A 12,992-nucleotide genomic window follows, 5' to 3' on the forward strand; every position below is an offset into this window, starting at 1 on the left:
GTATACAAATAGATAAAGGACCTTTGTAAGATTGCATAACAAATCCCTATATCAATAACACATTTAACATTAGCCCTTCATATTTTGATCGATTTAAACTGCTCCTAAGTATTGAGTTGTTACCCATAGTCATGTCGTTCAAGGCGACATGGTAGAAACTTCTAAAGCCATATTCTTTAGATTATATGAGTCATATAAATTATTTAATGATGATAGCAAATTTCAGCTACTTTTTCAATATCTATCATACACTATCATCCTTGTCTTATCAGTAGTTCTCACTGAAAGCGTTTTGATTTTTAATTTAAAAATAAATTTGGTAAATAAATCAGTAAAATTATATAATTATATAAACAAAAGTTTTATAATTATAGGGCAAGGGTATAGAATTTGAACTAAGAGAAAAAATAAGGGGCGATAATCATGGCAGAAATTACAGTAGTAGAAAATCAATCAGAATTATACAACGTGATTAACCAAAAGAAATCTGAAGGCTATTTAGAAAGCGAATTAGCAGTTATTAGTCGTTCAAAATTACATTTAGATGATTTACACGATTCTCAAATTAGTTTAATTGCTACAAGCGGTTCATTTAGTGACCGTATGTCTAGATTACTTATTGGTGAAGACGGCGAACAAGCTGTGCTTACAAGATATAATCTAAGTGATGACGAAATCGAAAGTCATAAACAAGACATTTTGGACGGTAAATTTTTAGTTATTGCTAATCGTGACCGTTCTTCTCATAATGAAGTTGAAGAACATAATGCAGCATATGAAGAAATTGACATTACACATTATGCTTCTGAATCAAAAGGACCAAAATCATAATTTGCTAATGTTAAAACAATGCTAAGCATGGCACTATAACTGATACGCAATGTCGTTACAGTTATAGTGTTTTTTTATAAATATTTTCATACACATTCATCTTTCCGTACCAGGTACAAAGTTATGATATAATTTACAAAATATATTTTCGGGGGTGTCATAATGGTATTTAAAACGATAACGTCTGCTAACGACCCATATTTCAACGAAGCATTACAAATTTACGATTCAAAATTAGACATCAGCCTCACAGAAGACAGTCATATTTTCAAACAATCACTTGAAAATAATAAGACTGAAAAAGATTATGCATTTATTGTTGGTGTTGAAAATGATGAAGTTGTTAGTATGGCTAGTGCACATTACGAAGCAACAACAAATTCTGCTTTCCTCATTTATCTCATCACTAAGAACAAAGATAACCATGATGAGGTCATGTCTAAGACATTAGAAAAAATTGAAGAACAACTAAATGTTCTATCTAACGACATTCATGATAGAGATATCAATTTTATAATGATGGAAGTTCCAAGAGAACCTCTAACAACTGACGAAGAAACAAATAAAGTACTTGAGCGTCGCAGACAATTTTTATATGAACATCAATTCGAAAAACAAACCGAAATTGATTATATTCATCCAAATTATACTAATGATGAAGATCCCAAAGAAATTGACTTGTTTATCAAAGCTAACATTCTTTTATCAAAAGATATTTATGGCACAAGTGTTAAGTCTAACTACATTCTTAAATATGTCTTCGCCAACCGTATTTCAAGAGATATAATATATCCATTACTTGAGCAAATGAAATTAAGAAGCCCTCTGTAACAAAACTTGAAATTAACTATAAATAACGGTAAACTATCATATGAGGTAAGACTGAGGTTTCACTAACCGTAGACAACCGTCAGTATACATAAACCATAATATGAAAGGACTTTATTAATGTTAACTAAAGAATTCGCACAACGCGTCGAGCTAAGTGAAAAACAAGTCCGTAAAATCGTCCAACATTTAGAAGAACGTGGCTATCAACTTAGTAAGACTGAATATCGTGGACGTGAAGCAACTGATTTTAAAGAAGAAGATATCGAATTATTTAAAGATATTGCTGATAAAGTAAAGCAAACTAATAGCTATGATTTAGCATTTGAAGAATTAGAAAAGGAAAAAGATTTCCTTCAAGTCTTAGTAAAAGAAGATAATAGTCAATTACCAACTGATCAAAATATTTCACAATTGGTAGAAGACTTACGTAGTGAAATTCAAAAAATGCGTGAAGAACGTCAAATGTTAGGCCAAATGATTAGTCAAGTTCATCATCAACAACAAGAATTGAAAGAACTGCAAAGCCAAATTACTTCTAAAATAGATGCTAACACTGAATCATTAAAAGCGATTCAAACTACACAAGATGCAATACAATCAACACAACAATCTCATACTAAAAAGTTAGATGAGCAACAAGCTATTGCTTCTGAATCAAAACAAAGCAATAATGATGTTGTGAATAGTACTTCAAGCCAAAGTACTTCATCATCACAATCAACGTCACTTTCCTCAAGTGAAAATAATTCAGAGCAAAATAAAACGATTGCATCTACATCAGTGTCAACAACTACTGACAGCTTGAGCACTTCTAATAGTGTTGATAATAAAAAAGAAAGTACATCATTAAGTACTTCAGAACAATCAACTCAAGCAAAATCTACATCTCATTCAACATCTACATCTGAAGTATCTAATACTAATAAAGACCATGTTGAATCACAATCTTCTCCTCTAGCTCATCAAGAGCCTAAAGAAGAGAAAAAAGGATTTTTCGCTAGATTATTTAACTTATAATAAAAAAGAAAAGTGTTAGGACAAAGTTGTAATTGTCCTAACACTTTTTTAATTTTATTTAAAAATATTAAGCCCTTGATTCATTATCTTTTCAGGGCTAAATAATCCTACAACATTATTTCTTGCGTTTTCACCAAGTCGATTCGCTAAATCTTTATTATTAATAATTTCTAAAACTTTTTCAGCCATACTTTCAATATCTTTATTTTCAATCAAATATCCATTCTCACCGTCTTTTATAAAATCAGATGGACCATATTTAATATCAAAAGCTACTACCGGTTTTCTTTGTAACATTGCCTCGGCAATACTCAAACCTTGAGATTCCACTTGAGAAGTTGAAACAACACAACCAAATTTTTTAATCTTCTTCAAAGGTTCATTTGTATAACCAAGCAACTTAACATTATGCTGTAACTGTTTTTCCTTGATCATTCGTTCCAAATTACCTTTTTCTGGTCCATCCCCATATATATGAAATTCTATGCTATTATCTTTTGATATTACTTTTTCAGCGACTTCCAATAGATAATTTAGACCCTTTGTTGCTACTAACCAAGAGACTTGTCCTACAACCTTATGGTGTTTATTATTTAAATCATCCTTTTGAATATCTATAAAGTTACTAATCACATATAAGTTTTTGATGTCATATTCTGTAATAATGTCTTTCTTTTGTCCTTCTGTTAATACAATGACACCGTCTATCAAACCTGCTTTTTTCAATATATAATCTTCATGTTTCTTTTTAGCACCGCTATTATCAAAGTTTTTATGATGGTTAGTGTGAATAACCGAGAATTTTTTGGCCTTTTTATGGTTAGTATTTAACATTTTAGGAAAGCTACCTGGACCATCACAAATCATAATACTATTTTTATCATCTTTAACTAGCCTGTCTAAAAAATAACTACAAAATTCAACATTATTACTAAACTGCTTTTTCTCATTAATTAAATAAGTATTGCCAATCACACCATTTTTAGCACTGATCTGTCTATATAAATATAGATAAGTTTGGTTATCATAAAATTGTTCAGCAACAAGTTTATTATCTTTATTAAATACATCAACTTTATGTATTTTGTTATTACATAAATATACTCGTTTTAATCGTGTATTATTTTCAAATACATCGATAACGCTTTGTTGGCGATTTATCTTTCGTTTATAAGCTATGTATTCACCACTTTTATTATTGAAAAATCTTGATATATTTTTATTTTGTTTTATCTCCACAGTACCTTTTAACATTTTTGCTAATTCTTTATATGGATGACTATTTTTCTTTCTTATTAATTTGTTAGATTTCTTTTTAAAATAGATAAATGGATTAAACATTTCCGTTCTTTTATCCATTTTATTTGAAGATACTAAACTTTTGAGAATACTATCATAATGTATTTTATAATCAAAAGTGACAATATGTCCTTTGATTTTATGATCTAAGAAGTACTTACTTCTAGTAAGCATAGCTGTTGTCATGCCGCCTTTATTAACATCTAACTCATGCACTATCATATATGCTTGCTTCATTGATGACCTCCTTGCTGTCATTGCTTAATGCACTTCACTTCTAACTACCAAATAAATGTCTAACCAATCGTTCACTTGACCTGCCATCTTGATATTTAAAATGTTTATTTAAAAAAGGTTCTACTTTATATTGATCAAAGTCTTCATTATTAAGCGAATCCATTAACGCTTCAAATGTTTGCACTATTTTACCAGGTACAAACGTTTCATAACTTTCATAAAAATCTCGTGTCGTAATATAATCTTCTAAATCAAATGCATAAAATAACATCGGTTTTTTAAATACTGCAAATTCATATATTAATGAAGAGTAATCACTAATCAAAATATCCGTAATAAATAACAAGTCATTTACTTCTCTTAATTCAGATATATCCAAGAAATACTTTTTAAATTTATTCGGAATTTTCAATTTATTTTTAACAAATGGATGCATTTTAAATAAAACTATGGCATTGTTATCTTCGCAATATTTAGCCAACCTTTGGAAATCAATTTTAAAGAACGGATAGTGTGCAGTATGATGTCCGCTTCCTCGAAATGTTGGTGCAAATAATATCACTTTTTTTCCTTTAATATTAGGTATTACTGTTTCCATTTTATTAATAATTTTAGTTTTATATTCTTCATCAAATAAGATATCTGTTCTAGGTACTCCAGTAGGTATTACATTTTGTTCTTTTATTCCAAATGCTTCTGCGTAATACGGAATATCATTTTCCGAAGAAACATATGCTTTAGTATAGTTTCTATGATTAAGAGAATTAAAGAATGGCCCACCCTTTTTTCCTGTTCTACTAAACCCTACTGTCTTAAAGGCCCCAACTGCGTGCCAAACTTGTATAATCTCTTGTGACTTGCGAAATTTAACTTTATAAAGCATAGGGTGATAATCATCAACGAAAATATAATCTGCTTTTCCTAATAAATATGGGAATTTAAATTTATCTATAAACTTTCTTCTTTCTGTAATATGGGGTTTGAATAAAGCATGAATATCGTATTTTTGGTCTAAATTAACTTTAATCATTTCATCATATATGAATTTGAAGTTACCAGACATATTTGACCTTGAATCCGAAGTAAATAATACTGTTTTACCCTTTCGAAGATGGAAAAACTTAGTAACATAAAATATTGATTTGAAGATACTATCTCGAATGTTATATGCATAACTTCTATATTTAAGTCTCATCTCTTTATACATCTCTATTAACATACTATTTCTCTTTCTAGGCACCTTATACATTACATTTAATACAAGTTCGTTTACTTCACTTGAAATTTCAGGTTTAACTGTATAAACAGTGGTACTAGAGTTCCCACCTTTATGGAATTCTTTCATTAACCTTTCAAGTAAAAAGTTCACTTTTGCGTTTGAAGTTTCCAGAGCTTCATACAAGGCTAACTCTGTCTCATCAAGTTGTTCATAAAATTGATTAATGACTTCTTGATTCATAGTAGCAATATGTTCTTCTTGTTGTTTATTAACTAGTAGGTACTGTCCTGAAGATAAATAATAACCATTATCAAGAATAGCCACATTAAATCGACAAATAAATCTATTTTCATTAATTTCAACTTGATTAGCTTTTAATTCTTTTGTTTCTGTTAAGTTTCTTAAAACAAACTCACTATTTTCAATATTTAAATTATCTACATGTCCTTCTATAAATAACTGCACTCTTTCCCAATAAATATTATCTATATATAGTTTTGTCTTGATCAATATGAGCATCCTTTCGTATTACATAATCCATTTCAAAACTGTTTTTCCCCATGAATTAGATAAATCTGATTCAAAAGCATTGATAACATCATTAATAGTACGAATTTCAAACTCTTCGCCTTTTAATAATGCTAACTTGTCAATAATGTCAGGGTGTTTTTCATAAAGATTAACTACATTTTTAAAGTCTTCAGCACCACTTCGACTACTACCTATCACTGTCAGTCCTTTTTCTAAAATAAGTCTAGTATTGATTTCAACTGGCATTTCACTAACACCTAATAAAGAAATACTTCCTTCTGGTCTAATTAAATTAATGATTTGGTTGATTGCATCTTGGCTACCTTTACCTCCAACACATTCAAACCCATGATCTATGTCTAAATCATCGGTTATATTATCTATGTGGTATACGCCATTTACGAAAGAAAAATGACTTAATTTATAATCTGTTTTTCCAAAAACATATATTTGGGCTTTTGGATATAATTTTCTAAGTAGAAGTGCGGTAATATAACCTAAATTGCCATCTCCCCATACGCCAAACGACGATTTATGACTAGTTGCCTTTTGTTCAAAACGATCAATCGCATGCAAACTAAAAGTAACTAATTCCGTGTATGACAATATACTTAAGTCGCTACCTTCTGGCAGAGGTACAACTCTATCATGTTTTAATAAATTGAAATCTTGCATAAATCCATCATAGCCACTCGATTTAAATTGACTGGTTGGTAAATAGTTTTCTAAAATGAATTCGCTATTTTCTATTGGTGTATTGGGAACCATGACTACTTTAGTACCTATTTTAAAGATACCTTTACTATCGAATACAACTTCACCTACTCCTTCATGAATTAAAGACATAGGCAACTTCTTTTTTAACGTTTGTTTATCTCTATTACCTGTATAATATCGTTGATCTGCAGCGCAAATGGATAAATATTGAGGACGAACTATAACATAATCACTAAAAATATCGACACTATCGTATGAAACTTCAAATTGTCTTGGAGAAGTAAGGCGATAAATTTGATTAATCATGATGGATGTCACCTTTGATAATAGCGTTAGCTACTTGTAAGTCATATGGCGTCGTTACTTTAATATTGAATGTTTCTCCTCTAACTAGTTTGACTGTCTGATTATTTTCAACGATAATTTTGCAAGCATCCGTCAATACTTCTTTTTGCTTCTCATTTAATCGGTTGTAACTTTCTTTCAATAATTTGATTTTAAAAGACTGCGGGGTCTGTCCTTGGTACATATGACTTCTTATTGGAATAGAAGTGACACTGTCTTGATTTTTAGCAACGACAATAGTATCAATAGCTTCAATAACAGTGTCTACAGCACCATATTTAATAGCTCCGTCAATATTTTCTTTGATTATTCGATATGTTAAAAAAGGCCTCACAGCATCGTGAGTGACTATAATATCGTCTTCTTCTATAGGTTTATATTTTTCAATATGTTCAACAATATTCATAATCGTTTCATTTCTATCTTTACCGCCTGCAATGACATCAATTCTTGAATCTGAAATATTATATTTTTTCAATGTATCAATCGTATGAGATAGCCATTTTGACGGTGTAGCAATGATGATTTTTTCAAATTCGTTTAACAAAATGAATTTCTCAATTGTATGTATTAAAATCGGTTTATTATCTAAATCTAAAAATTGCTTAGGTAAAGGAACATTCCCCATTCTTGAACCGATTCCACCAGCAAGTATTCCAGCAAATTTCATTTATCAACTCTCCTTTTAATCGTAACAAGGATATCATTTTTAAATTATTATATAACATATTTAATATATAACATAACAAACTAAGTTGTCTATCTATATATTAGCGAAGTGATTCATAATGAATACGGCTTTTTATAATGACTAAAAATATATTGATAAATAAAACTAAATCTACAAATTTATGTTTTATTTTTAATTCTGAGTATTCCTATAATATTTACAATCATACCCTTGATTTATAAAAATAACAGTTATATTCTTAATACATAACTTTTATAAAAAATGAATTGTTAAGGGAGTGTTGATTTTGGTTCCATTTTTAACAGTGGTTAATGTTATCGTGCTTATTGCCTTTATTATCATGTTAAATGTCATGGCTAGAAAGCATATATCATTTCCTAAACGTGTGTTTACAGCGTTAGCTATAGGCATCATTTTAGGTATCGCAATGCACCTCATTTATGGTGTGGACTCAAAAGTAATCGAAACTACAAGTGATTGGTTTAGTATCGTAGGTGACGGATATGTCGCATTACTACAAATGATTGTTATGCCTCTTATCTTTATTTCAATCGTTTCAGCATTTAGTAAAATTCAAATTGGGGATAAATTTGCTAAAATTGGTAGCTACATTTTTATGTTTCTCATCGGAACTGTTGCAATAGCTGCATTAGTAGGTATTGGATATGCTTTATTATTCGGTTTAGATGCATCTTCAATTGATTTAGGTAGTGCAGAACATTCACGTGGTAGTGAAATTTCAAAAGAAGCTAAAAACTTAACTGCACACACATTACCTCAACAAATATTAGAACTATTACCAAGCAATCCTTTCTTAGACTTTACTGGTCAAAGAACTACGTCTACGATTGCCGTAGTAATATTCGCTTCATTTGTAGGATTTGCCTATTTACGTGTAGCTCGTAAAGAACCTAATCATGGCGATGTACTTAAACGTGGTATAGAAGCCATTTATTCAGTTGTCATGGCTATTGTTACTTTCGTATTAAGATTGACACCATATGGTATCTTAGCCATTATGACATCAACAATTGCGACAAGTGACTTTGCTGCTATATGGACTTTAGGTAAATTTATGATTGCATCTTATGCAGCACTAATTACGATGTATATCATTCACTTAATCATTTTATCTATCCTTGGTATTAATCCAATAAAATATATGAAGAAAACATTCGAAGTGCTAGTGTTTGCCTTCACATCACGTTCAAGTGCTGGAGCGTTACCATTAAATATCCAAACACAAACAACACGTCTTGGTGTTCCTGAAGGTATCGCAAACTTCTCAGCAACATTCGGTTTATCAATTGGACAAAATGGATGTGCGGGTATCTACCCTGCTATGCTTGCAATTATGGTTGCACCAGTAGCTCATGTAGATATCGACTTACAGTTCATCGTGACATTAGTAGCAGTTGTTATCATAAGTTCATTTGGTGTTGCAGGTGTAGGTGGCGGTGCGACATTCGCTTCCATCTTAGTTTTATCAACTCTAAACTTACCTGTAGCTTTAGCCGGTGTTTTAATTTCTATAGAACCGCTTATAGACATGGGTCGTACTGCACTTAACGTCAACGATTCTATTTTAGCCGGTACTGGTACCGCAAAACTCACTAAAAATTGGGACAAAAAATCATTTGAATCTAATGAATACGGTGAATTAACAACGAATTAAATTTCAGATTAAAAAAGGGAGAATGCCTATTGTAGTGGCATTCTCCCTTTTTATGTTCATGTATTTATTATTTTTTAATTAATCCTGCATTATTCAATTGATTCAACATGTCTAATCTTGTTTTATTTCCCATAAATGATTCAATTTGTTCTGACCAGGTTTCGCTTCTTTCACCATTGGTACGTTCTTTATAATAATTACTTATTGTTTGATCATAATCTTGTAGTTCACTAATTTGTTTGTCTTTATCTGAATTATATTTGTTTCTATGGAAGACATGCTCTAAAGGTAAGCGGGGTTTCGCTGCACCATTTTCATTATCAGCTGGTTCACCAACAGCCATTCCAAATAGAGGGAAGGTATATTCAGGTAAGTCTAAAATCTCACGTACTCGTCCAACATCGTTACGTAATGAACCTAAATAAACCATACCATATCCCATATCTTCAGCTGCGACTGCAATGTTTTCTGCAACAAGTGCAACATCAATAGAACCTACTAATAAACCTTCAGCTGATTCAAATGAAATTTCCATATTTGATTCTGCTTTTTCATTAACTAAATTATGACGATAATAATCTAAAACAAATACAAATAAAAATCCATTTTCAACAACATACGGTTGTCCTGATACTTCTTTCAAATCTTCTTTAATTTTAGGGTCATCAACACCAATGATTGAATATGCTTGTAAAAAACTAGATGTTGATGAGCTTTGACCTGCTTCAACCAATTTCTCTACTATTTCTTGGCTTAATGGTGTTGTTTTAAAACGACGCACCGAATGATGCTTTTTCATTAACTCATATACATAATCTGACATTATAGTTCCACTCCTATATATTCGAAAAATAAAATTCCCGTAATTTATCTTTAATTATTGTATACCCTTTTCAATTAGATTTTAAATGAGTTGCACTCACTAAAATGATAGTCTTACAATGATTAAATCGTGTTTTATGAAAGTTATGATTTAACATGTTAGTATCGAGGTATAGTATGATGTAATAAAATTACACCATATTATCAATCATAAGTATTTAGTTGAGAATGAAGTTATTATTTTAATATTAAAAAGTATCATTATTAATATTAATAATTACTTACTCTATTCTAAATAATAATTTCATTAGATATGCTAAAACACTTACAACATCAATTTTAAAAGTATATATTCATATGTACGAGTTGATGAAGTTGACTATTTAATATCTAGATGTAATAATATTAAACAAGAGATTAGAATTATTATAATTAAACAATGATTGTTATCTAATTCTAATAAAACATTCTCAATTAATCAGGAGGAATTTAACTATGTCTTTAATTAATAAAGAAATCTTACCATTCACAGCGCAAGCTTACGATCCAAAGAAAGATGAATTCAAAGAAGTATCTCAAGAAGACTTAAAAGGTTCTTGGAGTGTAGTATGCTTCTATCCTGCAGACTTCTCATTCGTTTGTCCAACTGAATTAGAAGACTTACAAAACCAATATGACAAATTACAAGAATTAGGCGTAAATGTATTCTCAGTTTCTACTGATACTCATTTCGTACACAAAGCTTGGCATGATCATTCAGATGCTATCAGCAAAATCCAATACAATATGATTGGTGACCCTTCTCAAACAATCACTCGTAACTTCGACGTATTAGATGAAGAACTTGGTCTAGCACAACGTGGTACATTCATTATCGACCCTGATGGTGTTGTACAAGCTGCAGAAATCAATGCTGATGGAATCGGCCGTGACGCTAGTACATTAGTTCACAAAATCAAAGCTGCTCAATATGTACGTCAACATCCAGGTGAAGTTTGCCCTGCAAAATGGGAAGAAGGTTCTGAAACTTTACAACCAGGATTAGACTTAGTAGGTAAAATTTAAGGAGGCATTAATTAATTATGCTTAATGCTGATTTAAAACAACAATTACAACAATTACTTGAGCTAATGGAAGGCGACGTTGAATTCGTCGCTAGCCTTGGCTCTGATGATAAATCTAAAGAATTAAAAGAATTATTAGATGAAGTAACAGAGATGTCATCTCACATCACTCTTACTGAAAAAGAATTGAAACGTACACCTAGTTTCTCAGTAAATCGTCCAGGCGAAGAAACTGGTATTACTTTCGCAGGTATTCCTTTAGGTCACGAATTTAACTCACTTGTATTAGCTATTTTACAAGTAAGTGGTCGTCCACCTAAAGAACAACAATCTGTTATTGATCAGATTAAAGGACTTGAAGGTTCATTCCATTTTGAAACCTTTGTAAGTTTAACTTGTCAAAAATGTCCAGATGTTGTTCAAGCATTAAACTTAATGAGTGTAATCAACCCTAACATTACACATACAATGATTGACGGTGCAGTATTCCGTGAAGAATCTGAAAACATCATGGCAGTACCTGCTGTCTTCTTAGATGGAGAAGAGTTTGGTAACGGCCGTATGTCAATTCAAGATATTCTTAACCAATTAGGAAGTACTGCTGACGCATCAGAATTCGAAGGCAAAGACCCTTATGATGTATTAGTTATCGGTGGCGGTCCAGCAAGTGGTAGTGCTGCAATTTATACGGCACGTAAAGGTATACGCACTGGTATTGTGGCTGACCGCATTGGTGGACAAGTTAATGATACTGCTGGTATTGAAAACTTCATTACTGTTAAAGAAACAACAGGTTCTGAATTTTCATCTCATTTAGCAGACCATATTGCTCAATACGACATTGATACTATGACTGGTATTCGTGCTACTAATATTGAAAAAACAGATAGTGCAATTCGCGTTACGTTAGAAAACGATGCTGTACTAGAAACTAAAACAGCCATCATTTCTACAGGTGCAAGTTGGCGTAAACTTAATATTCCAGGCGAAGATCGTTTACTCAACAAAGGTGTTGCTTTCTGCCCTCACTGTGATGGTCCTTTATTTGAAAACAAAGACGTTGCAGTAATCGGTGGCGGTAACTCAGGTGTTGAAGCAGCGATTGATTTAGCTGGAATTGTTAAGCATGTCACTGTCTTCGAATATTCAGAAGAATTGAAAGCTGACAGTGTACTTCAAAATCGTTTACGTTCATTATCAAATGTTGATATCAAAACTAAAGCAAGAACAACAGAAGTTATTGGTGAAGACCATGTCACTGGTATTAAATACGAAGATATGAACACTGGCGAAGAACAAGTGGTTAATTTAGATGGTATCTTTGTACAAATCGGTTTAGTACCTAACACAGCATGGATATCAGATGCTGTTGAATTAAATGGTCGTGGAGAAGTTGTTATTGATAATAATAACAGCACAAACGTTCCAGGTATCTTTGCCGCTGGTGACGTGACTGATCAGAAAAACAAACAAATCATTATTTCTATGGGTGCAGGCGCAAATGCTGCCCTAAACGCATTCGATTATATTATTAGAAATTAATACCCGCTATAAAACATTTCATTAAAATATATCTTCAAAACAGAATTCCTTAATGGAATTCTGTTTTTTTATTATTATATTCAATAAACATGTTATGATATAAGTAATGAAAAATTTTTATCTTTTAACATCGTTGGGTTTTTACATTATGACGTAAACTGTTTTCTAGTC

The 12,992-nt window shown here is 31.2% G+C and carries 11 protein-coding genes and 1 riboswitch; of the genes, 6 read left to right on the forward strand and 5 right to left on the reverse strand.

Annotated elements, in window-relative coordinates; translation table 11 throughout:
• Window positions 1–106: 106 nt before the first annotated feature.
• A riboswitch (purine riboswitch) is annotated at window positions 107–209 on the reverse strand.
• A gap of 214 nt (window positions 210–423) precedes the next feature.
• The 3 genes from N524_RS0111560 to N524_RS0111570 all read left to right on the forward strand — a co-directional run bounded on the left by N524_RS0111560 (window position 424) and on the right by N524_RS0111570 (window position 2,679).
• Window positions 424–831: a general stress protein gene (locus N524_RS0111560; RefSeq protein WP_029056579.1), complete on the forward strand. Its 408-nt coding sequence runs from the start codon at window positions 424–426 to the stop codon at window positions 829–831.
• Between the two features lie 162 nt (window positions 832–993).
• A complete protein-coding gene (locus tag N524_RS0111565; RefSeq protein WP_029056580.1) occupies window positions 994–1,662 on the forward strand; it encodes a hypothetical protein in 669 nt (222 codons plus the stop codon).
• Between the two features lie 117 nt (window positions 1,663–1,779).
• Window positions 1,780–2,679 carry a hypothetical protein gene (locus N524_RS0111570; RefSeq protein ID WP_029056581.1) on the forward strand — a complete coding sequence of 300 codons (900 nt, stop codon included), beginning with the start codon at window positions 1,780–1,782 and terminating at the stop codon, window positions 2,677–2,679.
• Window positions 2,680–2,733: 54 nt separating this feature from the next.
• On the opposite strand, the gene N524_RS0111575 is transcribed toward N524_RS0111570, so the two are convergent.
• The 4 genes from N524_RS0111575 to N524_RS0111590 are packed head-to-tail and all read right to left on the reverse strand — an operon-like array spanning window position 2,734 to window position 7,697.
• Window positions 2,734–4,215, reverse strand: coding sequence for a glycosyltransferase (locus N524_RS0111575; RefSeq protein ID WP_029056582.1), 1,482 nt, complete (start codon window positions 4,213–4,215; stop codon window positions 2,734–2,736).
• A gap of 40 nt (window positions 4,216–4,255) precedes the next feature.
• A complete protein-coding gene (gene tarL, locus N524_RS0111580; RefSeq protein WP_029056583.1) occupies window positions 4,256–5,944 on the reverse strand; it encodes a teichoic acid ribitol-phosphate polymerase TarL in 1,689 nt (562 codons plus the stop codon).
• Between the two features lie 18 nt (window positions 5,945–5,962).
• Window positions 5,963–6,988, reverse strand: a complete 1,026-nt coding sequence (locus tag N524_RS0111585; protein ID WP_029056584.1) for a zinc-binding dehydrogenase — start codon at window positions 6,986–6,988, stop codon at window positions 5,963–5,965.
• Complete coding sequence (locus tag N524_RS0111590) at window positions 6,981–7,697, reverse strand: D-ribitol-5-phosphate cytidylyltransferase (protein ID WP_029056585.1); 717 nt, start codon at window positions 7,695–7,697, stop codon at window positions 6,981–6,983. The genes N524_RS0111585 and N524_RS0111590 overlap by 8 nt, the downstream gene beginning before the upstream one ends.
• 307 nt (window positions 7,698–8,004) lie before the next feature.
• On the opposite strand from N524_RS0111590, the gene N524_RS0111595 reads away from it, so the two are divergent.
• Window positions 8,005–9,393, forward strand: a complete 1,389-nt coding sequence (locus N524_RS0111595) for an L-cystine transporter (RefSeq protein WP_029056586.1) — start codon at window positions 8,005–8,007, stop codon at window positions 9,391–9,393.
• A 67-nt stretch (window positions 9,394–9,460) separates the two neighbouring features.
• Here N524_RS0111595 and N524_RS0111600 read toward each other — a convergent pair whose 3' ends face one another.
• Window positions 9,461–10,216, reverse strand: a complete 756-nt coding sequence (locus N524_RS0111600) for an NADPH-dependent oxidoreductase (protein WP_029056587.1) — start codon at window positions 10,214–10,216, stop codon at window positions 9,461–9,463.
• A 494-nt stretch (window positions 10,217–10,710) separates the two neighbouring features.
• Here N524_RS0111600 and ahpC point away from each other — a divergent pair, with 494 nt between their 5' ends.
• Together ahpC and ahpF are read left to right on the forward strand one after the other, a co-directional pair.
• A complete protein-coding gene (gene ahpC / locus N524_RS0111605; protein WP_002451489.1) occupies window positions 10,711–11,280 on the forward strand; it encodes an alkyl hydroperoxide reductase subunit C in 570 nt (189 codons plus the stop codon).
• Between the two features lie 17 nt (window positions 11,281–11,297).
• Window positions 11,298–12,821 carry an alkyl hydroperoxide reductase subunit F gene (gene ahpF / locus N524_RS0111610; protein ID WP_029056588.1) on the forward strand — a complete coding sequence of 508 codons (1,524 nt, stop codon included), beginning with the start codon at window positions 11,298–11,300 and terminating at the stop codon, window positions 12,819–12,821.
• The last annotated feature ends 171 nt before the right edge of the window (window positions 12,822–12,992 follow it).

Source organism: Staphylococcus sp. URHA0057 (assembly GCF_000620265.1).
GTDB lineage: Bacteria > Bacillota > Bacilli > Staphylococcales > Staphylococcaceae > Staphylococcus > Staphylococcus pasteuri.